This is a genomic window from Kitasatospora sp. NPDC048286 (assembly GCF_043201735.1).
Taxonomy (GTDB): domain Bacteria; phylum Actinomycetota; class Actinomycetes; order Streptomycetales; family Streptomycetaceae; genus Kitasatospora.
This window is the reverse complement of the sequence record NZ_JBICZE010000028.1, coordinates 1-24,875: the sequence shown is the minus strand read 5'-3', so window position 1 is coordinate 24,875 and position 24,875 is coordinate 1. Positions and strand designations below refer to the sequence as shown.

The 24,875-nt window shown below is 73.7% G+C and carries 21 protein-coding genes; 15 read left to right on the top strand and 6 right to left on the bottom strand.

Going from position 1 to position 24,875, the window contains the following annotated elements:
• Positions 1 to 22: 22 nt before the first annotated feature.
• From ACGF13_RS38980 to ACGF13_RS38955, 6 genes are all read left to right on the top strand, one after another.
• The gene (locus tag ACGF13_RS38980) at positions 23 to 1,669 is read left to right on the top strand and encodes an ABC transporter substrate-binding protein (RefSeq protein WP_392884286.1); all 1,647 of its coding nucleotides are present in this window, start codon (positions 23 to 25) and stop codon (positions 1,667 to 1,669) included.
• Positions 1,666 to 2,625, top strand: a complete 960-nt coding sequence (locus tag ACGF13_RS38975; protein ID WP_392884284.1) for an ABC transporter permease — start codon at positions 1,666 to 1,668, stop codon at positions 2,623 to 2,625. The genes ACGF13_RS38980 and ACGF13_RS38975 overlap by 4 nt, the downstream gene beginning before the upstream one ends.
• Positions 2,622 to 3,476 (top strand): ABC transporter permease, encoded by an 855-nt coding sequence (locus ACGF13_RS38970; RefSeq protein WP_392884282.1) that lies wholly within the window; start codon positions 2,622 to 2,624, stop codon positions 3,474 to 3,476. The genes ACGF13_RS38975 and ACGF13_RS38970 overlap by 4 nt, the downstream gene beginning before the upstream one ends.
• Positions 3,473 to 4,453 (top strand): ABC transporter ATP-binding protein, encoded by a 981-nt coding sequence (locus ACGF13_RS38965; protein WP_392884281.1) that lies wholly within the window; start codon positions 3,473 to 3,475, stop codon positions 4,451 to 4,453. Before ACGF13_RS38970 ends, ACGF13_RS38965 begins: the two co-directional genes overlap by 4 nt.
• Positions 4,446 to 5,243, top strand: a complete 798-nt coding sequence (locus tag ACGF13_RS38960) for an ABC transporter ATP-binding protein (protein ID WP_392884279.1) — start codon at positions 4,446 to 4,448, stop codon at positions 5,241 to 5,243. The genes ACGF13_RS38965 and ACGF13_RS38960 overlap by 8 nt, the downstream gene beginning before the upstream one ends.
• Positions 5,244 to 5,381: 138 nt before the next feature.
• The gene (locus ACGF13_RS38955; RefSeq protein WP_392884278.1) at positions 5,382 to 6,563 is read left to right on the top strand and encodes an agmatine deiminase family protein; all 1,182 of its coding nucleotides are present in this window, start codon (positions 5,382 to 5,384) and stop codon (positions 6,561 to 6,563) included.
• Positions 6,564 to 6,591: 28 nt separating this feature from the next.
• On the opposite strand, the gene ACGF13_RS38950 is transcribed toward ACGF13_RS38955, so the two are convergent.
• The gene (locus ACGF13_RS38950; RefSeq protein WP_392884277.1) at positions 6,592 to 7,230 is read right to left on the bottom strand and encodes a TetR/AcrR family transcriptional regulator; all 639 of its coding nucleotides are present in this window, start codon (positions 7,228 to 7,230) and stop codon (positions 6,592 to 6,594) included.
• Positions 7,231 to 7,372: 142 nt separating this feature from the next.
• Between ACGF13_RS38950 and ACGF13_RS38945 the strand changes: the two genes are divergently transcribed.
• A complete protein-coding gene (locus tag ACGF13_RS38945; protein ID WP_392884275.1) occupies positions 7,373 to 8,548 on the top strand; it encodes an agmatine/peptidylarginine deiminase in 1,176 nt (391 codons plus the stop codon).
• A gap of 95 nt (positions 8,549 to 8,643) precedes the next feature.
• On the opposite strand, the gene ACGF13_RS38940 is transcribed toward ACGF13_RS38945, so the two are convergent.
• From ACGF13_RS38940 to ACGF13_RS38930, 3 genes are all read right to left on the bottom strand, one after another.
• On the bottom strand, positions 8,644 to 9,792 hold the full coding sequence (locus tag ACGF13_RS38940; protein WP_392884273.1) for an agmatine/peptidylarginine deiminase: 1,149 nt from the start codon (positions 9,790 to 9,792) through the stop codon (positions 8,644 to 8,646).
• A 71-nt stretch (positions 9,793 to 9,863) separates the two neighbouring features.
• Complete coding sequence (locus ACGF13_RS38935; RefSeq protein ID WP_392884272.1) at positions 9,864 to 10,901, bottom strand: agmatine/peptidylarginine deiminase; 1,038 nt, start codon at positions 10,899 to 10,901, stop codon at positions 9,864 to 9,866.
• Positions 10,902 to 11,131: 230 nt separating this feature from the next.
• The gene (locus ACGF13_RS38930; protein WP_392884270.1) at positions 11,132 to 11,686 is read right to left on the bottom strand and encodes a TetR/AcrR family transcriptional regulator; all 555 of its coding nucleotides are present in this window, start codon (positions 11,684 to 11,686) and stop codon (positions 11,132 to 11,134) included.
• Positions 11,687 to 12,072: 386 nt separating this feature from the next.
• On the opposite strand from ACGF13_RS38930, the gene ACGF13_RS38925 reads away from it, so the two are divergent.
• From ACGF13_RS38925 to ACGF13_RS38905, 5 genes are all read left to right on the top strand, one after another.
• Positions 12,073 to 12,603 carry an RNA polymerase sigma factor gene (locus ACGF13_RS38925; RefSeq protein WP_392884269.1) on the top strand — a complete coding sequence of 177 codons (531 nt, stop codon included), beginning with the start codon at positions 12,073 to 12,075 and terminating at the stop codon, positions 12,601 to 12,603.
• Between the two features lie 229 nt (positions 12,604 to 12,832).
• Entirely contained in the window at positions 12,833 to 13,660 is an 828-nt protein-coding gene (locus tag ACGF13_RS38920; protein WP_392884268.1) for a zf-HC2 domain-containing protein, read from the top strand.
• A gap of 56 nt (positions 13,661 to 13,716) precedes the next feature.
• Entirely contained in the window at positions 13,717 to 14,526 is an 810-nt protein-coding gene (locus tag ACGF13_RS38915) for an ATP-binding cassette domain-containing protein (protein ID WP_392884266.1), read from the top strand.
• Entirely contained in the window at positions 14,523 to 15,917 is a 1,395-nt protein-coding gene (locus ACGF13_RS38910; protein ID WP_392884265.1) for a hypothetical protein, read from the top strand. The genes ACGF13_RS38915 and ACGF13_RS38910 overlap by 4 nt, the downstream gene beginning before the upstream one ends.
• Entirely contained in the window at positions 15,914 to 16,498 is a 585-nt protein-coding gene (locus ACGF13_RS38905; RefSeq protein ID WP_392884264.1) for a hypothetical protein, read from the top strand. Before ACGF13_RS38910 ends, ACGF13_RS38905 begins: the two co-directional genes overlap by 4 nt.
• A 76-nt stretch (positions 16,499 to 16,574) precedes the next feature.
• Here the strand turns inward: ACGF13_RS38905 and ACGF13_RS38900 are convergent, their stop codons facing one another.
• Entirely contained in the window at positions 16,575 to 18,863 is a 2,289-nt protein-coding gene (locus tag ACGF13_RS38900; RefSeq protein ID WP_392884263.1) for an HAD-IIB family hydrolase, read from the bottom strand.
• Between the two features lie 260 nt (positions 18,864 to 19,123).
• On the opposite strand from ACGF13_RS38900, the gene ACGF13_RS38895 reads away from it, so the two are divergent.
• Positions 19,124 to 20,494: a (5-formylfuran-3-yl)methyl phosphate synthase gene (locus ACGF13_RS38895; RefSeq protein WP_392884261.1), complete on the top strand. Its 1,371-nt coding sequence runs from the start codon at positions 19,124 to 19,126 to the stop codon at positions 20,492 to 20,494.
• A 67-nt stretch (positions 20,495 to 20,561) separates the two neighbouring features.
• Here ACGF13_RS38895 and ACGF13_RS38890 read toward each other — a convergent pair whose 3' ends face one another.
• Complete coding sequence (locus ACGF13_RS38890) at positions 20,562 to 20,945, bottom strand: peptidase inhibitor family I36 protein (protein WP_392884260.1); 384 nt, start codon at positions 20,943 to 20,945, stop codon at positions 20,562 to 20,564.
• A gap of 486 nt (positions 20,946 to 21,431) precedes the next feature.
• On the opposite strand from ACGF13_RS38890, the gene ACGF13_RS38885 reads away from it, so the two are divergent.
• A complete protein-coding gene (locus ACGF13_RS38885) occupies positions 21,432 to 22,436 on the top strand; it encodes a phospholipase (RefSeq protein WP_392884258.1) in 1,005 nt (334 codons plus the stop codon).
• A gap of 240 nt (positions 22,437 to 22,676) precedes the next feature.
• Positions 22,677 to 24,275 carry an alpha/beta hydrolase gene (locus tag ACGF13_RS38880; protein ID WP_392884257.1) on the top strand — a complete coding sequence of 533 codons (1,599 nt, stop codon included), beginning with the start codon at positions 22,677 to 22,679 and terminating at the stop codon, positions 24,273 to 24,275.
• The last annotated feature ends 600 nt before the right edge of the window (positions 24,276 to 24,875 follow it).

The following is a 24,875-nucleotide window of genomic DNA, read 5'->3' as shown; positions in this document are numbered from 1 at the left end:
GGCGAACGGAGAAGACCCCCACATGACTCCCACCGCACCCGCGAGACGCACCGCGCCCCGGCGCCGGCTCGTCCTCGCCACCGCCCTGCTCTCGGCCGCCGCCCTGGTCACCGCCTGCTCCGGCCCGCCCCGTGGCGCCGGCCTGGCGGCGGTACAGCTCTCCGCCGACACCCCACCGGCCCAGGGCGACCTCGACTCCTTCACCTGGGCCACCTACGCCGAACCGCCCACCCTGGACTACGTCCAGGCCTTCGACTACCCGCAGAACACCGTGCTCGCCAACGTCTGCGAGAGCCTGATGCGCTGGACCCCCCGGCTCACCCTGGCCCCCGGACTGGCCGAACGGGCGTCCAACCCCGACCCGACCACCTGGGTCTACGACCTGCGCCCCGGCGTGCACTTCCACGACGGCACGGTGATGACCGCCGACGACGTCGTGTTCAGCCTCGGCCGGCAGACCGACCCGAACAACGCCCCCGCCTGGGCCCAGGTCTTCCAGAACGTCGACTCCGTCACCGCCACCGGCCCGCTCCAGGTCACCGTCAAGCTCAAGCAGCCCGACTCCCAGTTCCCCCAGTACATGGCGACGGCCGCCGGCGTGGTCGTCGCCAGGGCGGGGGTGGAGGCGGCCGGCAAGGACTACGGCACCAGCGGCGGCCTCGACTGCACCGGCCCCTTCAAGCTGGGCACCTGGGCCAAGGGCCAGTCCATCGAACTCCAGCGCTTCGACGGCTACTGGGGCCCCAGGGCCAAGTCGAAGAAGGTCGTCTTCAGCTTCCTCACCGACCCGTCCGCCCGCACCAACGCGATGCTCACCGGCGACGTCGACGGCGGCTACCTGATCCCGACCGAGAGCTACGACCGGCTGCGCGGCAGCGGCGCCGGCACCCTGTACTTCGGCGAGGGCCTGAGCACCGTCAACCTCAACGTCACCAGCATGCAGGGCCCGCTCGGCGACCTGAGGGTCCGCCAGGCGCTGTCCCTGGCGCTCGACCGCTCCGGCTTCGTCAGGGCCGGCCTCGGCGGCGCCGGCACCGTCACCGGCTCCCTCACCACCCGGGCCGTCTGGGCCGGCGCCCCCGACGACGTCCGCAGGACGGCCTTCGACCACCTCGCCCCCACCGCCCAGGACATCGACCGGGCCAGGTCCCTGGTCAAGGAGGCCGGCGCCGAGGGCCGGACCGTCACCGTCGCCACCAGCACCGTCGGCCAGGACGTCTCCCTGCTCGCCACCGCCGTGCAGGCCGCCGGAGCGAGGATCGGCCTGGACGTCCGGCTGAGGACGATCGCCCCGAACGCCTTCACCGCGCTGTTCACCGACCCCAAGGCCCGCGAGGGCCTGGACCTGTTCCCCGAGACGTACTACGACTCGATCACCGACCCGCTCGACCTGCTCGTCAACTTCAGGACCGGCGCCTACCAGAACTTCGCCGGGTACAGCGACAAGGAGTACGACGACCTCGTCGACCGGGCCACCGCCGAGTACGACCCGGCCGCGCGCGGCGCGATCGAGGCGAAGCTCCAGCGGACCGCTTCCGAGAAGCTGCTCTGGATCCCGGTCGCCGAGTGGCCCACCGCCGTCTTCCTGAACAAGCGCCTCACCGGCGCCCCCACCACCATCGCGTACATGTACTACCCGTGGGCCGCCGACGTGGGGGCCGCCCGGTGAACTTCCTGAGATTCGCCGCCCGGCGACTGGTGGAGATGGCCGCGACCCTGCTCGCCGCCTCCTTCGTGGTCTTCGGCGCGATGTACCTGGCGCCGGGCAACCCGGCGAGCTTCCTCCTGTCGGGCCGGTCGGCCTCACCCGCGGCCCTCCAGGCGATCAACGACCAGTACCACCTCGACGACCCGTTCCTGGTGCGGTACCTCCGCTGGCTCGGCCAAGTGCTGCAGGGGGACTTCGGACGCTCCATCACCTACCGCACCGACGTCTCCACGCTGCTCGCCGACCGGGTGCCCGCCACCCTGACGCTGGTCGCCATGGCCCTGGTCGTGGTCGTCGTCATCGGCCTGGCGCTCGGCTGGATCGGTGCGGTGCGCGGCGGCCGGACCGACTCGGCGATCCTGCTCTCCACCACGCTCGCCGTCGGCACCCCCTCCTTCGTCGCGGCGGTCCTGCTCCAGGGCCTGTTCGCGGTCCGGCTGGGCTGGTTCCCCACCAGCGGCACCGGCGACGGCTTCCCCGACCTGCTGTGGCACCTCACCCTGCCGGCGATCGCCCTCGCGCTGTACCTGATCGGGATGCTCGCCCGGGTCACCCGCTCGGCGATGCTGGACGCCCTGGAGGGCGAACACGTCACCGTCGCCCGCAGCCGCGGCGTGCCCGAACGCGAGGTGATCCGCCGCCACGTGTTCCGCAACTCGCTGGGCACCGTGCTGACCACCGGCGGCCTGGTCGTCTCCACCCTGCTGGTCTGCACGGTCCTGGTGGAGTCGGCCTTCAGCGTCGGCGGCATCGGCCAGCTCCTCGAACTGTCCACCACCACCAAGGACTTCCCGACCGTCCAGGCCATCTCGCTGCTCGTCGTCGCCCTGTTCATGGCCGTGAACCTGGTCGTCGACCTGCTCCACCCGCTGGTCGACCCCAGGGTCGCCCTCGGCACGAGGAGGACCGACGCATGAGTGTCGCCCTCGCCCGCCGGCCCGGCCTCGGCCGCCTCAAGGCCGCCCGCGCCCCGCTCCACCTCGCCTGCCTCGGCATCGTCGCCCTGGTGGTGCTCGCCGCCCTGCTCGCGCCCTGGCTCGCGCCGGACGACCCGAACGGCGTCGACCTCGGCAACGCCCTGGCCGGCCCCTCGCCCGACCACCCGCTCGGCGTCGACGCCGCCGGGCGCGACACCCTCTCCCGGCTCCTGCTCGGAGCCCGCACCTCCCTGCTCGGCCCGCTCGGCGTGGTCGCCTTCTCCACCGTCGCGGGCGTGGCCGTCGGCCTGGCCGCGGGCTGGCGGGGCGGCTGGCTCGACTCGGTCCTCTCCCGCGGCACCGAACTCGTCTTCGCCTTCCCCGGCATGCTGCTGGCCATCCTGATCGTCTCGGTGTACGGGGAGGGACTGCTCGCCCCCGTCATCGCCCTGGCGGTCGCCTACCTGCCGTACGTCTCCCGGCTCACCCGCTCGCTCGTCCTCGCCGAAAGGGCCCGCCCCTACGTCAGCGCCTACCAGGTCCAGGGCCACTCCACCGCGCAGATCTGCCTGCGGCACGTCCTGCCCAACATCGCCCCGACCGTCCTCGCCCAGTCCACGATCAACTTCGGATACGCCCTGATGGACCTCGCGGGCCTCTCCTTCCTCGGGCTCGGCGTCCCCGCGCTCACCCCCGACTGGGGGCGGATGGTCTTCGACGGCCAGACCGCGATCCAGCACGGCTACCCGCTCTCCGCGATCCTGCCGTGCGTCCTCATCGTGCTCACCGTCGTCGCCTTCAACGTCGTCGGCGAGCGATGGGCCGACCGCGTCGCCCGGAGGATCCCGTGAACCCCAGCAGCGACCGACCGGAGCAACACGTGAACGCCCTCGACATCCGGGGCCTGCGGCTCCGGCTGCCCGGCACCGCCCGACCCGTCCTCGACGGGGTCGACCTCACCGTCGGCCCGGGGGAGACCGTCGCCCTGGTCGGCGAGTCCGGCTCCGGCAAGAGCCTCACCTCCCGCAGCGCCCTCGGCCTGCTGCCGCCCGGCGCCACCGCCGAGGGCAGCGTCCTGGTCGACGGACAGGACGTCCTGACCATGGGCCCCGACCGGCTGCGCGCCCTGCGCGCCGGTCGGGCCGCCATGATCTTCCAGGACCCCCGGTCCGCCATCAACCCGCTGCGCCGCATCGGCGACTTCCTCACCGAGAGCGTCCGCCTCACCGGCACCCTGGGCCGGGAGGACGCCGACCGCCGCGCCGCCGAACTGCTCGACGCCGTCGGCCTCGGCCCGGAACTGCTGCGCCGCCACCCCGGGCAGCTTTCCGGCGGCATGCTCCAACGCGTCATGATCGCCGCTGCGCTGATGGGCGACCCGGTCCTGCTGCTCGCCGACGAGCCCACCACCGCGCTCGACGTCACCAGCCAGGCCGAGGTCGTCGCCCTCCTCGGGAAGCTGCGCCGGCGCTTCGGCACCGGCCTGCTGTTCGTCACCCACGACCTCGGCCTCGCCGCCGCCATCAGCGACCGGGTGTACGTCATGTACGCCGGGCGGATCGCCGAGACCGGCCCCGCCGAGGAACTCTTCGACCGGCCCCGCCACCCCTACACCGCCGCGCTGCTGGCCTCCACCCCCGGGCTGGAGTCCGAGAACCGCCGGCTCGTCGCGATAGAAGGCCAACCACCGGACCTGCGCGAGGAGTTGACGGGATGCGCGTTCGCGGCGCGGTGCCGGTACGCGACCTCCCGGTGCCGCGAGGAGACCCCGGTGACCCACCCGGTCGCCTGCCACCACCCGCTCGAAGGGAGCCGCGCCGATGCCTGAGGCCGCACTGGAGGTCACCGCACTGCGCCGCACCTTCGGCACCGTACGGGCGGTGGACGACGTCTCCTTCACGCTCGCGGCGGGCGGATCGCTCGGCATCGTCGGGGAGTCGGGCTCCGGCAAGACCACCACCGCCCGGATCGTCGTCGGCCTCGAACAGGCCGACGGGGGGCGGGTCACCGTCCGGGGCCGGGCCCGCGGCGGCCGGGTGCGGGGGAGAACCGAACGGCTGGCCCGCGCCCGCGAGGTCCAGATGGTCTTCCAGGACCCGTACCTCTCCCTGGACCCGCGCACCAGCGTCGAGGCCGTGCTCCGGGAGACCCTCCGGCTGCACTTCCCCGGCACCGACCACGAGGCCCGGATCCGGGAACTCCTCGACCAGGTCGGCCTCGGCACCCGGGCGGCCGACGCACTGCCCGGCCGGCTCTCCGGCGGCCAGCGCCAACGCGTTGCCATCGCCCGGGCGCTGGCCGTCCAGCCGGCCGTCCTGGTGCTGGACGAGGCGGTCGCCGCCCTGGACGTGTCCGTGCAGGCGCAGGTCCTGAACCTGCTCGCCGACATCCGCGAACAGACCGGCATCGGCTACCTGTTCATCACCCACGACCTCGGCGTCGTCCGCTGCGTGACTGACGAGGTCATCGTCATGCGTCACGGACGGATCGTCGAATCCGGGCCCACCGCCCGCGTCCTGGACTCCCCGCAGCACGCCTACACCCGGCTGCTGCTGGAGTCCGTCCCCCGGCCCGGCTGGGATCCCGACCGGATCGCCGCCGCGCGCCGCGCCCTGTAGGACGGCCCGGGCCGGGGAGCCGCCGCCGAGGCGTCGTGAGCGGATTCCCCCGAACGGCGGGTGCGCGCCGCGCCGGAGTCCGACCTCCCGGTCAGTAGCCTGCGGAGCCGAACCCGACCCCAAGCGAAACGAGGCCCCATGGCTCACCCCCGGCCGTCCCGCCGTTCACTCCTGCGGTCCGGGGCCGTGCTCGCCGCCCTCGCGCTGACCGGCGGCTGCTCCTCCGACGGTGGCGGGGAGGAGCGGCCGGGCCCGAGCGGTACGGCCTCGGGCGCGGCCCCGTCCGCGAGCCCGTCCGCCGGCGGGTGGGCCATGCCGGCCGAGTCCGGCCCGCACACCCGCACCTTCATGGCCTGGCCGGCGCTGGAGGAGGTGTGGGGAGACCAACTGCCCGGGGTCCGGCAGGACATCGCGGGGCTGGCCCGGGCGATCGCCGGCTTCGAACCGGTCGTCCTGCTGGCCCGCCCCGACCAGGCGGCCCAGGCCCGGCAGGCCTGCGGCTCCTCGGTCGAGGTGCTCGAACTGGAGGTCGACGACCTGTGGGCCCGGGACACCGGCCCGACCTTCGTCACCGGCCCGCAGGGCCTCGCCGGGGTCGACTTCAACTTCAACGGCTGGGGCGGCAAACAGACCCACGCCAACGACGCCCTGGTCGCCCGCAACCTCCTCGACCACTACCGCATCCCCCGCATCCAGGCCCCGATCACCGGCGAGGGCGGGGGCATCGAGGTGGACGGCGAGGGCACGCTGATGGCCACCGAGAGCTCCTGGGTCAACGGCAACCGCAACCCCGGCACGTCCCGCGACCGGATCGAGGCGAGCCTCAGGGAGCTGCTCGGCGTCTCGAAGGTGATCTGGTTCCAGGGCGTCGCCGGGCAGGACATCACCGACTGCCACGTCGACGCCCTCGCCCGCTTCGCCGAGCCGGGCACCGTGGTCCTGCACCGCCCCGCCGCCGACGCCCCGGCGGACGTCTGGACCACCGCCTCCGCGCAGGCGCTGCAGGTGCTGCGGACGCAGACCGACGCCAGGGGGCGCACGCTCAGGGTGGTCGACCTCCCCGAGCCCGACATCGGCCGGATCCCGGGCGCGGGCAAGGACTTCCTGGCCACGTACGTCAACTACTACGTCTGCAACGGCGGCGTCATCGTCCCGCGCTTCGGCGACCAGGCCACCGACGACAGCGCGGCCGGCATCATCGGAGACCTCCACCCGGGCCGCAAGGTCACCCAGGTCGACATCAACCACATCGCCTCGGGCGGCGGGGGCATCCACTGCGCCACCCAGCAGCAGCCCGTCGCGCCCGGCGCCACCCCGTGACCGGCCGGGGCGGCGGGCGGTCGAACGGTCAGCCGGCCGACGACAGCGAGTCCAGCAGCGTACGCAGCACCCGCTCGTCGTCCACCGTGCCGTCGAGCGCCCCGATGGCGGCGAGCCCGTCCACGGCCGCGGCGAAGGCCTCACCGAGGGGGACCGGGTCGCGGTCCTCGCCGCGCTCGTCCACCAGGCAGCGGAACAGCCCGACGAAGGCGGCCCGCCAGCGTGCGTACTCGGCCTCCAGGCTCGCGCGGACGCGTTCGTCGTTGAGGGCGAGCCAGTGCAGGGCGGAGTGCAGTCGGGCCAGGTCGGGGCTCTCGGGCCGGGTGAGCAGCGCCACGACCCGCTCGGCGCGCTCGGCGTAACCACCCGGTCCGGCCACCGCCTCTTCCAGCGGGGTGATCCACTCGGGCCGGATGTCCTCGACCACCGCGACGACGAGCTCGGTGCGGTCGGCGAAGTGGTAGTGGCACATCCCGTGCGAAACCCCGCACAGGGCGGCCACGTTGCGGGTGGTGAACCGCCCGGCGCCGTCGCCCGCGAGCAGGGTGCGGGCCGCGGCGATCAGCCGTGCCCGGGTCTGCTCGCCCTTGGCCGAGGCCCGCGCCCGGCCGGGCCCGCCCGCCGTGGAGGCCGTTCCCGCGGCTGTGCCTGTCGCCTGTGTCGCCATGGCGGTCACTGTAACGACCGGGGGAGTTTCGTAGGGCCGCATCGGGAACGATGGCTGCGCAAAGTATTGACCGAGCGCTTGGTCAGTTTTACCTTTTCGGTCAACTGCTGCACGAGCAGCGGACGTTGACATGGAGGCAGTGATGGACGACCGCTCCAGATCCGGGACGACGGCCGAGGGAACGCTGGGCCGCCGTCGGTTCCTGACGGCCGCTGGGATCGCCGCCGCCGGCACCGCGCTGACCGCCACGACCGGCGGGCGGGCCCTGGCGGCGAACCGCGGCACCGCTACCGGCGAGGCAGGTGCCGCGGGCTTCCGGGTGCCGCTGGACACCGCCCGGCACACCCGCACCTGGATGGCCTGGCCGGACAGCAGCACCATCTGGCGCGGCAGGCTCGGCGGCGTCCAGTCGAACATCGCCCTCATCGCCAGGACCATCGCGAAGTACGAGCCGGTCACCCTGTGCGCCAACCCGGCCAGTGTCGCCAAGGCCCGGTCGATGTGCGGCTCGGCCGTCACCGTCATCGGGGACGTCCCGGTCGACGACTGCTGGATGCGCGACACCGGCCCGGTCTTCCGTACCGACGGCGCGGGCGGCCTGGACACGATCGGCCTCAACTTCAACGGCTGGGGCAACCACCAGAACCCGCACGGCAACGACGCCCTGGTCGCCCGGCGCGTCGCCGCCTACCTCGGCCTGCCGTTCACGGCCGCCGGGCTGGTGGCCGAGGGCGGCGCCATCGAGACCGACGCCGCCGGGACGCTGATGGCCACCCGGAGCAGCATCCTCAACGCCAACCGCAACCCCGGCATGTCCCAGGCGGCGGCCGAGAGCGCGATGTGCGCCGCCTACGGCGCCACCGAGGTGATCTGGTTCAACGGGGTCGCCGGCCGCGACATCACCGACGACCACGTGGACGCCACCTCCCGCTTCCTCGGCGCGGGGACGGCCGCCGTCCAGATGCCGCTCGCGAGCGACACCGACGCCTGGTCGAACGACGCCCGGCAGCAGTACCGGATCCTCACCTCCGCCACCAGCGCCCAGGGGACCCCGTTCGCGGTCAGCCGGATCCAGGGGCCCGACTACAACCTCATCCGCTCCACCGACCCGAACTTCGTCGGCTCCTACGCCAACTACTACCTGTGCAACAACGCCGTGATCGCGGCGCAGTTCGGCGACACCGGGGCCGACGCCGCCGCCAGGGCGGCCCTCGCCCGACTGTTCCCCGGCCGCACCGTCGAGCAGCTCGACATCGACAACCTGGGTGCGGGCGGCGGCGGGATCCACTGCGTCACCCAGCAGCAGCCCGCGGTGTGAGGCGGTGGGGCCGGGTCCGGCCCGCCGACCGGACCCGGCCCCGAGCGCCGGGCCGGCCCCTGCGGGTCTCCCCGGGGAGCCGGCCCGGCGCCCGTTCAGCCCAGGGCGGGGATGTCGTGGGTGGCGCAGTGGATGCCACCGCCGCCGGCCGCGATCGCGTCGATCTTGACCGGCACGATCTCCCGGCCCGGGAAGTACTGCTTCAGGATCTGCTGCGCCCGGTCGTCGGCCCTGGCGTCGCCGAACTTCGGCAGGTAGACGCCCTTGGTGCCGATGTAGAAGTTCATGTACGAGGAGACGAAGGCGTCGCCGCGCCCGGTGATCTTGTCCGGGTCCGGCTGCTGGAGTTCCACCACCTGCAGCTTGCGGCCCGCCGCGTCGACGGCGTCCTTGAAGACGGCGCGGGCCTGGTCGGCCGAGCGGGACCAGACGTCCGGCGGGGTGCCGGGGAAGGCCTGGTCGAGCAGGACCACACCCGGGGCGGCGAAGCGGGTCAGGCAGTCGACGTGGGCGTCGGTGATGTCCTTGCCCCTGACGCCCGCCAGCCAGATCACCTTGGTCACGCCGAGGAGCCGCTTCAGCTCGGCCTCGATCTGGTCCCGGGTCATGCCGGGGTTGCGGTTGTCGTTGACCACGGAGCTCTCGGTCACCATCAGGGTGCCCTCGCCGTCGGTCTCGAAGGAGCCGCCCTCGGCGACCAGCCGGGTCTCGACCCGCTCCACGCCGTACTTGGCGAGCACCGTCCGGGCGACCTTGGCGTCGTTGCCGCGCTGCTGCTTGCCGCCCCAGCCGTTGAAGTTGAAGTCGACGCCCTTGACCGTGCCGCCCTCCTCGACGAACACCGGCAGGGTGTCCCGGGCCCACAGGTCGTCGACGGCGATCGGTACCACCTCGACGGCCGAGCCGCAGGCCTTGCGGGCGGCGTCCTGCTGCTCGGGGCGGGCCATCAGCACGACCGGTTCGCGTGCCGAGATGGCCTGGGCCAGACCGGCCACGTCCCGGCGGACGTCCGGGAGCTGCTCGCCCCAGATGTTCTCGGAGGCCGGCCAGGACATCACGGTGCGCAGGTGCTTCTCCCACTCGGCGCCGAAGCGGCGCACGCCGGGGGTGCCGCCGGGCTGCGGGGGCGGCAGGGTGGCGCCGTCCTCGATGCCGGTGGGGTCGCAGGCGGTGAGGCCGAGGGTGAGGGCGCCGACACCGGCGAGGCGGCGCATCAGGGTACGGCGGGACAGGGCAGGGGACATACGGGCACTCCGGCTGTGGTGGTCGGTGCGGTGGACGAGGTGTGCGGTACGGCTGCTGGGCGGCCCGGTGGCTACGGCAGTGGTTCGTGCATGGTCGAGCAGTGGATGCCGCCGCCGCCGGCCATCAGGCGGTCGACGTCGAGTTGCACCACCTCGCGGCCGGGAAAGGCCGCGGCGAGCGCCTCCCTGGCGGCGGCGTCCTTGTACGCGTCGCCGAACTGGGCGGTGATGACGCCCCCGTTGACGAGGACGAAGTTGAGGTAGGAGTCGACGAACTTGGAGCTGCGGGAGCGGACGGTGTCCGGGCCGTGCACCGGGAGGACCTGCAGCCGGCGGCCCCGGGCGTCGGTGGCGGTGGAGAGGATCGCGAACTGCTCGCGGGCGTCCCGCGCCCAGGAGTCGTTCCGGTCGGCGGGCGGCAGCTGCACCATCACCACGCCGGGGCGGACGAACCGGGAGGTGACGTCCACGTGGTCGTCGGTGATGTCCTGGCCCCTGACGCCCGGCAGCCAGATCATGGTGTCCGCGCCGTACGCCTCCAGGACGGCCTCCTCGATCTCGTCCCGGCTCATGCCGCGGTTGCGGTTCTTGTTGACCAGGCTGCTCTCGGTGGCCATCACCGTGCCGTCGCCGTCGGTCTCGATCGCGCCGCCCTCGCCGACGAAGTCCGCGTAGGTGTGGCGCAGGCCGCGGCGGGCGGCGAGGCGTTCGGCGACCAGGGCGTCGTCGTGGTGCACCTGCTTGTTGCCCCAGCCGTTGAAGTTGAGGATCACGGCGTCCAGGCCGCCGTACCCGTCCCGGCGGAACACCGGCGCGGTGTCGCGCATCCACAGGTCGTCGGTGGGGATGGCGGTGATCACCTCCACCCCGGAACCGCACCGGGACTGCGCCTTGCCGGCGGTCCAGTCGTCGGGGGCGCACATCACCACCGGCTCGAACTCGGCGATCGTGCGGGCGATCAGCGCGATGTCCTCCTGCACGCCGCCCAGGCGCAGTCCCCACACACCCCGGCGGGAGGGCCAGGACATCCAGGTCCGGGCGTGCGGGACGTCGTCCGCCGGCACCCAGGGGTACGGCCCGGTGGAGCGGTCGTCGAGGTGGTGGGTCATGAGGATCTCCAGATCGTGCGACGGTGCCGGGAAGGGCGCCGAGGGCCGCCGAGTCCCACTCTTCGCGCCGAAACGCGGCGGCGCACCACGGGACCGGGTCGGCGGCAGCGCCCTGCCCGCGGCTTCAGGCTCGCACTGACTGAAAGTTCAGTCAAACTCATGGGCGTGCCATGACGCATCCTTGACGGGTTTCCCGCGCAGAGTGACGACCCCTGCGCGGTCCGTACGGCTCAGGACCCGAGCCGGGCCACCTCGACGTCGATCGCCTCGGTCAGCAGGGTGCGGGCGTGCGCCAGCGGCAGGCTCCCGCTGAGCCAGCGCGTGCTCAGCCCCTCCAGCAGCGCCGTCAGCCGCTCCGCCGCACCGGCCAGCGCGACCGCCGAGGACATCGGCCGCACGGTGCCGAGCAGCTCCGCGATCTCCTGCACCCAGATCCGGGTGGCCCGCGCCAGGTCCTCGCGCAGCGTCTCGTCGAACACGGCGCTCGCCCGCAGCTCGCCCCAGGCGGTGCTGTTCTCCCGCACCTCGGTGGTGTCCTGGAGCTCCAGCAGCAGGGTCTGCTCCAGCTCCTCGCGGGGCGTCAGCGGCGGGGCGTCCTCGGCGCGTTCGGTCGTGTACCGCTCCGCCCGGTCGTTGATGAACTCCAGCGTCTGCCGGAGGATCCCCGTGCGGTCCTTGAAGTGGTAGTAGATCAGCGCGGTGGACACCCCCGCCTCGGCCGCGAGCTCCTCCACCCGAAGCCCACGCACCCCGCGCCGCGCGATCACCCGCGCCGCTGCTTCCATGATCGACGTTTTACGACTGGCCACGATCCACCACCTTACCGGTGGCGCCGGCGCCGGTTCCGCCCGCTCACTGACCGGCTGATCAGCCGGAGACGACCGGGTGGGGAAGCACGCCGTCCCGGCGGCGAAGCGACGTGCCGCGCGGACCCCGGCGAGTGGATCGAACGGCCACCGGACACGGCCGCGGAGCCGACGGACAGGGCCCGCGCCGGGTCCCCGACCTCCGCAGCCACCGGGCGCCCGACGCGCTGACCTCGGTCGCAGCGGCCGGAACGGACCCGAAGGCCGGGCCGCGGCACGTGACGCAGGTCACGCCGGACGGAGAACCCGGGTGCCGGATCCCGCGTCTGGCTGGTGTGAGATCACGCAGGAGAGCACTGGACGACATGGACGAGGAACGGCTCCTCCGGCTGGTGGCCAAGGGGGACCGCGGGGCGTTCGACGAGCTGTACAGGCGTACGTCGCCGTGGCTGGCGGTGCGGCTGCGCCGCCGCTGCGCGGACGAGCAGATCGTCGCCGAGGTCATGCAGGAGACCTACCTCGCGGTGTGGCGCGCGGCCGGCGCGTTCGCCGGGAGCGCGGTCGGCGGGACGGCCGTCGGGTGGCTCTGGACGATCGCGGCACGCCGCCTCGTCGACGCGTTCCGGCGCCGTGCCCACCACGCCGAACCGCCGGTCGCAGCCGCCGAGCGGGCGGTGGTGCCCGCCGCGGAGGAGGAGGCGCTCGCCGGGTCCGTCGGCGGCGACGTCGGCGACGCCCTGCGACGGCTGGCGCCGGAACTCCGAGAGGTACTGCAGGCCACGGTGCTCGACGGGCTCTCCGTCCGGGAGACCGCCGTCCTGCTCAGACTGCCCGAAGGCACGGTCAAGACCCGTGCCCGCAGGGCCCGGATCGCGATGCGGGAGGCGCTGGCGTGAGCAAGCGGAGAAAGCGGGTCGTCGAGAGGTGTGCGCCGTGCGGAGCGCCCGCCGGGGCGGAGCGAGGTGGGCGCATGAGTGAGCGAAGCGAGCGAGTCGTCGAGAGGTGCGCGTTGCGCGAAGCGCCCGCCGGGGCGGAGCGAGGTGGGCGCATGAGTGAGCGAAGCGAGCGAGTCGTCGAGAGGTGCGCGTTGCGCGAAGCGCCTGTCGAGCGGAGCGAGGTGGGCGCATGAGCGGGGAACACGCCTCCGGGCGGTTGATCGACGACTACGCGCGCGGCGACGCGACGATCGCGGCGGACACGGTCTGGGCACTGGAGGCCCACCTGGAGGCGTGCGCGCCCTGCCGGAGCCGCCTGGCTGCCGCGGTGGCCACCGGGGCGCCCGACATCGCCGCGCTGGTGGACACCGTCCGCGCCGGTCTGGCACCGCAGTTGGACGCCGCCGTCACGGCGCCCGCGCGGTGGCGCCGCCCGAGCTGGGTGTCCTCCTGGCTGACGCCGGTCATGGCCCCGTGGCTGGCCATGACGGCCGTGGTCACCCTGATGGCGCTGCTGCTGGACGCGGCCGCGCCGCCGGAGGTCTTCGGCGGCACCTCACCGGTGGCGCTGATCGCGCCGGTGCTGCCGCTGTGCGGTGTCGCCGTGTCGTGGTCGAGCGGCCTGGACCCGGCACACGAACTGACCGCTTCCACCGCCAGGGCCGGTCTGCCCCTGCTGCTCAGGCGCACCACCTCGGTCCTCGTGCTGGTCCTGCCCGTGCTCCTGCTGGGCGGATGGCTGACCGGGACCACGACGGCCGCGCAGTGGCTGCTGCCCTCCCTGGCCTTCACCTCCACGGCTCTGGCGCTGGGCAGCGTGGTCGGGGTGACCCGCGCCGCCGTCGGGCTGGCGGCCGCGTGGGGCGTCGTCGTCCTGGTACCCACGTCGGTCACCGGCCGGGTCCCCGACGTGCTGCGACTCGCCCTGCAGCCGGACCGGCTGCCGGTGTGGGGGCTGCTCCTCGCACTCGGCACCGGCGCCGTGATCGCCCGCAGGAACGCCTACTCGACGCTGTGAAACCCGCTGTGAAACCCGCTGTGCAACCCGTGTCCACCACCGAAAGGGACCACCGCATGACACCCGTGACGAGCGCGGCCGACACCGCGCCGAAGACCTACGCCTGGGAGATCCGGGCCAGCGGCCTGAGGGTGCGCGTCGGACGGAGCAGGATGGCCGTCGACGGGCTCGACCTCTCCCTGGGCCTCGGCGCCCACGGCCTCCTGGGGCCCAACGGAGCGGGGAAGACCACCCTGATCCGGACACTGGCCACGGTGCTGCGCCCCACCGAGGGCGAACTGGAGATGCTCGGCACCTCCCTCGACAGGACGGGCGACCACCGGGCCCTGCGCCGCCGCATCGGTTACCTGCCGCAGGACTTCGGCTACTACAAGCGCTTCACGGTGCGCGAGTTCGTCGAGTACATGGCCTGGTTGAAGGAGGTCCCGAAGAAGGACATCCCCGAAGCCGTCCAGCGTGCCGTGGAACGGGTGGGCCTGGCGGACCGCGCCGACCACCGGATGAAGACCCTCTCCGGCGGCATGGTGCGGCGGGCCGGCATCGCCCAGGCCATCGTCAACTCCCCGACGGTGCTGCTGCTGGACGAGCCGACGGCCGGCCTCGACCCGGCACAGCGGCTGCGCTTCCGCGAGTTGCTGAACGAACTGGGCCGCGACACCTGCGTGGTCGTCTCCACCCATCTGGTCGAGGACGTCGCGGCCGCCTGCTCCGACGTGGTGCTCTTCGCCGCCGGCCGCCTCGTCTTCCAGGGCACGCCGGACGAGCTGGCCGCCGCGGGCGGCACCGAGCACCCGGGCGACAGCCCCCTGGAGCGCGGCTACTCGGCACTGCTCCGCGACTCCGGACAGCAGGGGAGCGCCTGGTGAACGGACGTGTGCTGCGCACCGAATTCAAGCGCTCGGCCGCCCCGTGGGCCGGCGCCGTCGTCCTGGGCGGCAGCCTGGCGATCTTCTTCCTGATCGACGGAATCTGGTGGAAGGGCACCGCGGGGTGGACGGCCCAGTGGACCACCATGGCTCTGTGGACCCGTTCCCTGCTGGCCTTCTGGCTGCCGCTCGTGGTCGGCATGGGAGCGGTGTACGGGCTGCGTGAACCCCGCTCGCGGATGACCGAACTACTGGCGACCACGCCGCTGCCGACCTGGCGCCGCGCGGCGGTGCCGGCCGGAGCGATCGCGATCGCGCTGGCGGCGGGCTTCGGCCTCCTCAGCCTCGCCGGCGGAGTACAGGTGGCCCTCGGCCCGACCACCTACACGGGTCTCGGCTGGCTGCCGATCTCCCTGGTGGCGGTCCTGGGACTCGTCGCGGCCGCCGTGTTCGGCATGGGCGTCGCACGGACGCTGCCCTTCGTCCTCACCCCGCCGGCCCTGGTCGTGGCCTGCCTCGCGGTGACGGGCATGCTGCGGGTGCGGATCGAAGGGGAGGTGCCGTCGACCAGGGGGCCGAACCGGTTGGGCCTGCTGTCCCCGGTGACCGGGGACCCGCGCCAGATGCTGCTGACCCTGTCCGGCTCCGTGCACCTCGGCCAGACGATCTGGCTGCTCGGGCTGCTCGCCACCGGCCTCGCGCTGCTGGCCGCCGTCACCCGCCGGGCCCGGCTGCTCGCGGTGACCCCCGCCCTGGCCGGCGCGGCCGTGGCCCTGCTGGTCCTGCCGGCCGCCGCACGTGACACCTACGTCGTCGACGGGGCCGCCGCGGCTCCGGTCTGCGACGGGCCGGTGTGCGTGACCGAGGCGAGCCGGTCGCACCTGGCCGAGCTCGCGCCGCGCGGCCGGGAGGCACTGGGCGTGTTGCACGACGTCCTGGGCGACAGGGCGCCGACCTCGGTGCGGCAGGACACCGCGCTGCGCGCGCTCGGCGATCCCCGCTCCCTCCCCGGCGACGCGGTGCTGGTCGACTTCGACGACCAGCTGTTCGCCGACGCGACCGGCCGGGACCTGACCCGCGCGCTGGTCGCCGAGGGGCTGGCACCGAGCTGCCACCCCCGGACCTCCCGGGAGGGCGGAGGACAGGACGACGTCGCGCTCCGGAGCATCGCCGCGAGCTGGGCCCTCGGCGACCCGGCCCTCCAGCCGATGGAGGAGAAGGCCACCGACGAGTACTCGCGCAGGATCTGGGCGAATGCCGACGTCGCCTGGCGGGAGCTGAAGGCGCTGGCACCGGCCGAGCAGCGCTCGCGGATCGCCGGGCTGCGCACGGCCGCCCTGTCCTGCACGGCGCGCCTGCGCGAGCTGCCCGCGGCGGGTGTGCCGCGATGAGGTGGCTGATGCTGTACGCGCGTTCACGTCAGGTGCCCGTGTCCGCCGCGGCGGTCATTCTCCTCGCGTCGGCGGTGTGGGCCTTCGCCCGGGGCGGCGCCACGGGTGCGCCGGACGCCATGGACCCGACCGCGTTCTTCGTGCTCGCCGCCGGCGTGGCGGCCGGCTCCGTCGGGTTCGGCGGTCAGGACCCCGCACTGGACCGGACGGCCGCGATCCGGTGGGCGCCCCGCCGGGCGGCGCACGCGGTGCTGGTCGGCGCGGTCGCCGGTGCGACACTGCTGGCGGTCCAGGCGGTGGGCCCGAGGTTCGTCCCCACCGAGGTCGTCGTCCGGGACAGCGCGGGCCTGGTCGGCCTTGCCGCGCTCGGGGCGGTGCTCTGCGGGGCGCACCTCGCCTGGACGCTGCCGACCGCCTGGCTCGCGTTCGCCGTCCTCGTTCCGCCACTGCCGCCCAGCACCGTGGGGAAGGTGGTCGGTTGGATGACCTATCCCCCTGGCACGGCGGCGTCCACCTGGACCGCGGTGGCACTGCTGGTGATCGGCGGCACGCTGTACGCCGTGTCCGGCCCGCGGCGCTGACGGGCGGGCCCGCCGGCTGTCGAGCCCGTCCGGACACCGGCGAGCCGGGGGTGGCTTCGGGTCAGGGCCATCCCGCTCAGGGCCACCCCGCGGTCTGCGGGCGCGGGGTGGCGATGGGCCGGGTGCTCGGCGGCCCGACCTCGGCGGGGTGGTCCCGGATGGCGGCGACGATCCGGGCGGCCCAGTCCGCCGGGCGCTCCCGGCCGAGGAGTTCGGCGAGCCGCTCCATGCGGGCCCGGCGTTCGGCGGGGGTGAGGTCGAGGGCGCGGGCCAGGACGGTGGCGAGGTCCTCGGGGGAGTGCGGGTCGGTGAGCAGGGCGGGCCCGCCGAGTTCGGCCGCGGCGCCGGCGTGGCGGGAGAGCACCAGGACGCCGGGCGCGGGCTCGCGGTGCGGGAGGGCGGCCCGGGCGGCGATGAACTCCTTGGCGGTGAGGTTCATCCCGTCCTGGAGCGAGGTCACCCAGAGCACGTCCGCCGTCAGGTAGGCGTCGACGACCTCGGTGGTGGACAGGGCGCGCGGCACGTGGTCGACCGGTTGCCAGGGGCCCTGCCGCCAGCGGGCGTTGACCTCGGCGACGCGCTGTTCGAGCTGCCGGCGGGTGGTGTCGTAGGCGGTGATGCCGGGCTCGGGCGGCGGGCAGACAAGCCGGAAGGTGAGCCGGCCGCGCAGTCCGGGCCGGCGGGTGAGCAGCCGGTCGACGGCCTCCACCTTCTGGATCGGCGCCTTGGCGTAGTCGAGACGCTCGACCGAGAGCACCACCCGGCCGGCCGCCGGATCGCGGTAGGGCGTGCGGAGGCGGGTGTGTCTCTCGACGGCGAGCCTCTCGATGGCCGGCCGGTCGACCCCGAGCGGGTGGACGCCGGTGCGCGGCCGATCGGGCAGGCCGGCCAGGGTCCGGCGGAAGTGCTCGGCGAAGTCCTCGGTGTGGAAGCCCGCCCAGTGGAGTCGCGCCAGGGAGTCGCGCAGTTCGGCGGCGACCGGGAGGGTGGCGAAGACCTCCGGGGCCGGGAAGGGGGTGTGGTGGAAGATCCCGGTCCTGAGGTCGGGCCGGGCGCGGCGCAGCAGGCCGGGGACCAGCCAGAGGTTGTAGTCGTGGAGCCAGACGGTGGCGCCGGGCGCGGCCCGGGCGCCGATGTGGCGGGCGAAGCGCTCGTTGACCGTGCGGTAGTCGGCCCAGGCGCGTTCGTCGAAGACCGACCGGCCGGGCTCGGACATCAGGACCGGCCACAGCGTCTCCTTGCAGGCGCGGTGGAAGTAGCCGGTCCAGGTGTCCGTGTCGAGCGGTACGGGGGAGAGCGGTAGCCCGGCGGGGTGCGGGCGGTCGCCGTACGCGTTGCCGTGCGGGCCCTCGGGTGGGCCGTCGCCGACCTGTGCCGTGACCCAGACGCCCGGCAGGCCGTCGGTGAAGGCGCTGGTCAGGGTGGGCAGGATGCCGTTGGGGCTGCTGGGCGGCTGCCAGGCCTCGCCGTTCCAGTGCAGCGGCGGGCGGTGGTAGGCCACCACGAGGGAGTGCCGGCCCGGGCCGCGTTCGACGGCGGAGCGGGTGGGACCGGGGCTGGACCCGGGCTCGGTCCGGGGCTCGGCCTGGGGCTCTGGCTCGGTCCCGGTCCCGGTCCCGGTCCCGGTCCCGGTCCCGGGCTCGGTCTCGGGGGAGAGCCAGCCGAGCGCCCGGAGCGCCACGTGGATGCCGGCCGCGCCCGCCCGGCCGGGGCGGTGCAGCAGCGGACTGTCGGCGAGGGCGGCGAGCAGCGCGGGTTCGGCTCCGGCGACGACCACCGCGTGCGTACCGGCCCGGAACAGCGAGAGGTCGTTGAGGGAGTCGCCGGCGACGAGGATCTCCTCGGGTTTCCAGCCCAGCTTCCCGGCCAGGGCCCGTAGGGCGTTGCCCTTGGAGGCTCCGGCCGGAAGGACGTCGAAGAAACGGTTCGCCGAGTAGACCCAGGTGCAGCCGAGCGACTCGACGGCCGCGGTGAGTTCGCCGGTGAGCCGCTCGGGGGCGAGGTGGTAGGAGCAGCGCCCGTCCTGGACGACGCCGTGCTGGTAGCCGAGCGCGGGGAAGCGGCGCAGCGCGGCGCGCACCCGGTCCGGTCCCGGCCAGCCGGTCCGCAGGTGTTCCTGGACCGGGTCCACCGGGGTGAAGTCCGAGCCGTCGAGGACGGTGGCGCCGACGTCGGCGATGATCCAGCGGGGCCTCGGGACGAGCGGATCGCGGAGGACCTCCCGGACGGAGGCCAGTCCGCGCCCGGTGGCGAAGACCAGGGTCACCTCGGGATGGCGGGCCAGGGCGTCGCGCAACCGGCGCCGGTCGTCCCGGGTGCCGCCGAGTAAGGTGCCGTCCAGATCGGTGACCAGAATCCTCGACATCCGAGGGACGCTAACACGATCACGCCGTGTGGTGAAGTGTTCACATCACACTGATCTCCGTCCGTGCGAGGGCCCGCGCGCGACGGGCGGAGAGCGGGGTCAACCCGCCTGATCCGACCGGCCGTTGACGGCTTCACGGTGGCCGGTTGTCAAGCGGATTCACTCCTTCGAGTGGCAGTCGGTCACCGATCGGTCGGCAGCGGTCTTCCGCCGGTCGAGACTGGCCCCCGAACGGACGGTCAGTTCTCGGAGGGGGAGCGGTGTCGACCATCGGAATGCCCGGCATACCCGGCGAGGTCGGGGCGGATCGACGGCTGCTGGTCAGCGTCTTCGATCCGCAGGAGGCGCGGGAGGCGGTCCTCGGGGGCGCGCGGATCATCGACAGCGAGGATCCGCGCAGCGCGCTCGGGACGATCAAGCCGCGGCGGATCATGGACATCGCGGACGCGGTGCTGGCCGCCCGGCGGGACCTGCCCGTCCAGCTGAGCACCAACATCGGTGAGGACCAACTGCTCTTCCGGCGGGCGGAGAACGGGCTCGCCCTGCCCAAGTCGGCCTACGAGCGGATCGGCAAGGCGTCGCAGGCGGCCCTCGGCGTCGCACTGGCGATGGGCACCCGGGTGCATCCCTGCGGGATCGTCAAGGTCGGCCTGGACGGCATGCGGGTCGGCGAACTAGCCGACGTGCTCGGCGAGATCACGTCGACGCTGCGCCGGACCGAGCAGCTGTCGCACACCCGGGTGATGTCCGTGCTGTTCGCGCAGGAGCTCGACCTGTGGGACGCCCGCAAGACCCTGCCGCAGGTGCGGCGCGCCCTGGTGGGCCTGCGGGAGTACTACCCGTGCGAGCCGTCCACGCCCGGGGCGTTCGACCTCGCCGAGTACGCGGACGCGCTGCTCGACGCGCACGGGGGGCCGCTGTTCGGCAGTCGGCGGCCGGACCTGGCCGAGCTCAGGGCCTCCGGCGCCCTGCCCGCGGACGCGGCCGGCGGTTTCGTCGCCGTCAACGAGCCTTTCGCCCACGGCAGTTACGGCCTGACGGCGGCCCGTCGCACCGATCGGGAGGCGATCCGCGCGATGGTCGAGGCCAGCGCGGCGGCCGGGGCCGACGCGATCATGGTGGACACCAGCATCCTGCTGAAGGTCGCCCGGATCGGCCTGGTCTCCACCGCGGGCAGCCCGGAGCTCGTCGACCTCGACCGCCACGACACCGACCGGCACGGTCTGGCCAGGACCGGCATCCTCTCGCTGGAGGAGATCAGGTTCTTCGTGGAGCTCTGCCACGCCCACGGAATGGAGGCGAACCTGGCCGGCTCGCTGCAGAGCCACCAGGCCCAGCAGGTCTGGCGGCTCGTCCCGGAGCTCGACCAGCTCTCCGCCCGCGGCGGCGTCAGCGCCCTGGCCCGGGACCCGTACGGCGGCACCGGCCGCGGCACCCGGCACGAGCGGACCGTCCGCCGCACCCTGGTGAGCGGCTTGGTCCCGCCCGAGCAGGGCGGCCGGCTGGTGGTGCCGCAGCGGATGGCGGAGCAGCCCGGGGCGCTCGACGACGTGGCGGGCCTGGTCAAGCGCCACCCCGACCTCGCCGGGTACTCGGCCGACGCCTACGGGGTGCTCTCCCCGCTCGGCTGAGCACCGGACGGCTCGTCGCTTCCTGTCCCGGTCGACGAGCCGCCGTCTCGGTGCCGTGGGGGAGTGGCTAGCCGAGGTGGGCGCGGTAGGCGCTGACCCAGGCGCCGATGCTGCGGTAGCCGGAGCCGTCGATGGTGATCGACCCCCCGGTGCAGTCGAAGTTGTCCCAGAGCTCGACCCGGTCGCCGCCCTCCGTGCGGGCGGAGCGGATCCGGTCGTTCCAGTTGTCGCCGACGTAGGTGCAGGCCCCGTCGTTGCCGGAGAACCACCGGTCCGCGCCGGAGAAGCCGGTGTCGCTGAAGGCGTGGAAGCTGGGCTGGCGGGCGAGGGGGCTGGTGGCGGCGGAGTGGGAGGCCGAGAGGGTGACGGGCTGGGCGGAGGAGGCGGGGGCGACGATCACGGTGGTGGCGAGGACCGCGGCCGTGAGCAGCAACCTGCGAACGACGGGCATGACGTCTCCTTCGGGCGTTCGGTCGAGCGATTCGATCGAGCGGTTCCGGGTGAACGGGGGCGCGGGAAGGGCGGAACGGGCATACCGGTGCCTCACCCTCGTCGGCGCCTTCACCCGGTGGCCACTTCAGACTTTCACGCCGTGGCAGCGGACAGCTGCGTGTGCGAAGAAATGACGGAAACGGACCCCGGGCACCTGGTCGTGGCTCGGGCAGGGATTCGACTCCGCGGGCGCTCACCGGGACGGTGGTCCGGGTGAGGCGGCTGGGGCAGGAGAAGAGGCCGTCTGTTCGACGGCGGAGGGTCTCCGCGGGCGCTCCGACCGCCACCACGTCGATGCCCACCTGCCGGATCCGGCCGTACCCGACCGATGTGCGGGCCTTGCGCGCATCCTCGTTCAGTGCCCATTTACCGTACGTCAACGGACAGTTGGTGATATCGGTTGTCAGAACACAGACAACTGCTGCACCGACGAAGGAGCACCCTCGTGACGACTCACCACCGGCGCCGTGCGCAGGTGCGGATGCTGCCGGCCCTCACCGCGGCGCTCTGCGGGATCATCGGCACCACGGCGTACGGCACCACGGCGGCCGCCGCCACCCCGTCGGCCGCCGCCGACCAGCGGCACCCGATCTACGCCATCGCGCACCGGGTCGACACCCTGGACGGTGTGGACGCCGCGATCAACCACGGCGCCAACGCCATCGAGATCGACGTCTGCGCCTGGTGGAACCCGAACGAGTGGCGCGCCTACCACGACTGTTCCTCGGCCGGCGAGAACCGGCTCGGCCCCGGCTTCGACAGCATGCTCGACCGCATCCTCTCCAACGCCAACGCGGGCCGCCGGCTGTCGCTGGTCTGGCTGGACATCAAGGACCCCAACTACTGCGGCGAGGAGCCGAACCGCACCTGCAGCGTCGCCGGACTGCGCGACAAGGCCCAGCGGCTGACGGCCGCCGGCATCCAGGTGCTCTACGGCTTCTACGAGTACCACGGCGGCAGCACCCCGGACGTCGGCGGCCGCGGCTGGAAGAGCCTGGAGGGCAAGCTCGGCCCGCTGGAGGGCATCACCACCACCGGCACCCGCGACCAGGTGCAGAGCGCCTTCGCCAAGTCCGGCGCCGGATTCCCGGCCGGCCGCCGGGCGATGGACTACGGCGACAGCGACATCACCAAGGGCTTCGGCAACTGCACCGAGGCCACCTACAACACCTGCGCGGAACTGAAGAAGGGAGCAGCCGACCGGGCCGCCGGACGGCTCGCGGCCACCCTCTCCTGGACGACCACCTACAACGACCCGTGGTACGTCGACAAGCTGCTGGGCGACGCACAGGTCGACGGCATCATCGCGGGCTACGGCGCCTTCACCGGCGTGCGGGAGTACGACAACAGCTGGCAGTGCGCCAACGCCGTCAACCTCGTACGCGACTGGGTGAACCGCCACAGCGGGACCCACCGCATGGCCACCGCCGGCGACCGTCTGTTCAGGTAGGCGGCCCGGAGGGGCGAACCGGGAGGTCGGCGCGGTGGTTCGGCCGGGCGCCCACCCGGGGGTTCCGCCTTCTCGTCCACACCCCCGGGCCGAACGCGGCACCCGGGGGTGTGATCCTCAAGTCGTAGACCGGAAGGCGCAGTTCGACGCCGTCGGCCGGTACCTTCGGTGGATGTGCCCGGTCGGCCGGGCCGCCTGGCGTCGCCCCGACGGCCTGCCGAACACCCGAGGGGAACCATCGTGATCCGCGCCGCCAAGCCGGCCGCCGCCCTGGCGGCGCTGGCCCTGACCCTCCTCACCGCGCCGTCCGCCGCGGCGGACGCCGGCCGCGTCTCCGGCGCGGCCGGCGTGACCGGCCAGGCCCGGGCGACCGGCGACGGTGTCGACGCCGTCGAACCGCTCGCCGCGCTGCGCCGCCAACAGCCGGCCTGGCACCCGTGCCGAACCGGCCCGCAGGACACCGCCGGCGCCGAGCTCGACGACGCCGGCGCCGGCTGCACCGAGGTCACCGTCCCGCTCGACCACCGCCGACCGGACGGCCCGACCCTGAGCGTCGCCCTCTCCCGGCTGCCCGCCACCGACCCCGCCCACCGCCTGGGCGCCCTCTTCTACAACCCGGGCGGCCCCGGCGTCCCCGCCCGGCACCTCGGCCTCGCCCTGAGCCGGGCCGCGCCCGCCCTCGCCGCCCGCTACGACATCGTCGCCATGGACCCGCGCTTCGTTGGCGCCAGCACCCCGCTCGACTGCGGCTGGCCCACCAGCGGCCCGGGGTCGGCCGGCCCCACCCGCGCGACCTTCGAGCGGTCTGCCGCACTCGCCGAGGACCTGGCCGCCCGCTGCGCGCCGTACCGCGACGCGCTGCCGCACGTCTCCACCCGCGCAACCGCCCGGGACATGGACCTGGTGCGCGCCGTCCTCGGCGAGCCGACCATCGCCTACCTCGGTTCCTCCTACGGCAGCTACCTCGGCGAGGTGTACCTGCAGCTGTTCCCCGAGCGGGTCGGACGGGCGGTGCTCGACGCCGCCCTGGACCCCGACCGCTTCGGCCCCGACCTGACCGCCACCCAGGGCCCCGCGATGGACGCCGCGCTCACCGCGTGGGCGGAGTGGACGGCCCGCCACGACGACCGCCACCACCTGGGCACCAGCACCACCCGGGTGCTGGCCGCGGTGGAGCGGGTGCGCCGGCAGACCGAGCGGGCCCCGCTGATGGTCGGTACCCACCGGGTCGACGCCCGCACCCTGCCGCAGGTGCTGTGGACGGTGTCGGCCGGCGACGACACCGCCGCCTACACGGAGTTCGCCGATCTGGTGCGCGTCCTGGTCGACGCCGCCGAAGGCCGGACCGCCGAGCCGAGCGCGCTGCTGGAGGCCGTGCTCACCGGCCTGGAGGCCCCCGACACGGGCGGGTCCGCCGCCGTGCAGACCGCGATCATGTGCGCGGACCGCGCCGCCTCGCGCGACCCGCTCGCCTACTACCGGGACGTTCAGGCCCACCGCGCCGACGAGCCGCTGTTCGGCCCGCTCACCCGCAACCTCACCCCCTGCACCTTCTGGCCCGCGCAGCCCGCCGAACCGCCCACCCGGGTGCGCAACGCCGTACCCGTCCTGCTGGTGGGCGCCGACGGCGACCCGGCCGCGACCCGCGCCGGCCAGCTCTCCGCCCACCGGGCCCTGACCGGCTCCCGCCTCGTCACCCTGCGCGGAGCTTTCCACCACACCGTCTACGCGGGCATGTTCGCGCCGCGGGACGCCTGTGTCGACGCGGCCGTCGACCGCTACCTCCTGGACGGCGTCCTGCCCGCCCAGGACACCGACTGCATCGCCGCTCGCCCGTGAGGCGGTGAAGAGGCGGCGAACCGGCGCGGGCCACCGGGCGCCGCCCTCCAGTAGGACGGTCAGCTCGGCGGACGCCGCCCGGACCGCCCCCCGGTTCTCGATCCACGGGAAGTGACCGGCAGCCCTCGGCACAGGGCGTTTGTCTCGGGCGCCGAGGAGGAGTACTGTCTCCGAGTCGCTCGACTGGGAGCACCGGACACGCATCGGCGCGGACGGTCCCGGGGCGGCCAATCCCTTGAAGCAACACTTCCCGGCTCGGGCTGGGGCGGATCTGTCATGGGCAGATACGGCCTGGCCTGAATGTGGCGTGTTCATTTAATCGGATTGCGGTCGATTCGCTTTTCGGAGCAGAGCTCGGCTAAGGTTCGGAACGTCGAACGGAGCGCAAGCGCCGGGCGACACCGGCAAATCGGAAGTGGAAAGCCCCGGTAAACGGAGCGGAAAACGTCTGGTAAGCTGGAAACACGAAAGAACGAAGCCCGGAGGGTCCGCTGGAAGGCGGTCTGAAGGAAGCGTCCGTTCCTTGAGAACTCAACAGCGTGCCAAAAGTCAACGCCAGATATGTTGACATCCCCGGCCTCAGGTTTCCTGGGGTTGGAG

Coding starts and splice junctions, on each gene's coding strand:
- ACGF13_RS38980 (WP_392884286.1), top strand. CDS start 23: ATGACTCCCACCGCACCCGCGAGACGCACCGCGCCCCGGCGCCGGCTC.
- ACGF13_RS38970 (WP_392884282.1), top strand. CDS start 2,622: ATGAGTGTCGCCCTCGCCCGCCGGCCCGGCCTCGGCCGCCTCAAGGCC.
- ACGF13_RS38960 (WP_392884279.1), top strand. CDS start 4,446: ATGCCTGAGGCCGCACTGGAGGTCACCGCACTGCGCCGCACCTTCGGC.
- ACGF13_RS38955 (WP_392884278.1), top strand. CDS start 5,382: ATGGCTCACCCCCGGCCGTCCCGCCGTTCACTCCTGCGGTCCGGGGCC.
- ACGF13_RS38950 (WP_392884277.1), bottom strand. CDS start 7,230: ATGGCGACACAGGCGACAGGCACAGCCGCGGGAACGGCCTCCACGGCG.
- ACGF13_RS38945 (WP_392884275.1), top strand. CDS start 7,373: ATGGACGACCGCTCCAGATCCGGGACGACGGCCGAGGGAACGCTGGGC.
- ACGF13_RS38940 (WP_392884273.1), bottom strand. CDS start 9,792: ATGTCCCCTGCCCTGTCCCGCCGTACCCTGATGCGCCGCCTCGCCGGT.
- ACGF13_RS38935 (WP_392884272.1), bottom strand. CDS start 10,901: ATGACCCACCACCTCGACGACCGCTCCACCGGGCCGTACCCCTGGGTG.
- ACGF13_RS38930 (WP_392884270.1), bottom strand. CDS start 11,686: ATGGAAGCAGCGGCGCGGGTGATCGCGCGGCGCGGGGTGCGTGGGCTT.
- ACGF13_RS38925 (WP_392884269.1), top strand. CDS start 12,073: ATGGACGAGGAACGGCTCCTCCGGCTGGTGGCCAAGGGGGACCGCGGG.
- ACGF13_RS38920 (WP_392884268.1), top strand. CDS start 12,833: ATGAGCGGGGAACACGCCTCCGGGCGGTTGATCGACGACTACGCGCGC.
- ACGF13_RS38915 (WP_392884266.1), top strand. CDS start 13,717: ATGACACCCGTGACGAGCGCGGCCGACACCGCGCCGAAGACCTACGCC.
- ACGF13_RS38905 (WP_392884264.1), top strand. CDS start 15,914: ATGAGGTGGCTGATGCTGTACGCGCGTTCACGTCAGGTGCCCGTGTCC.
- ACGF13_RS38900 (WP_392884263.1), bottom strand. CDS start 18,863: ATGTCGAGGATTCTGGTCACCGATCTGGACGGCACCTTACTCGGCGGC.
- ACGF13_RS38890 (WP_392884260.1), bottom strand. CDS start 20,945: ATGCCCGTCGTTCGCAGGTTGCTGCTCACGGCCGCGGTCCTCGCCACC.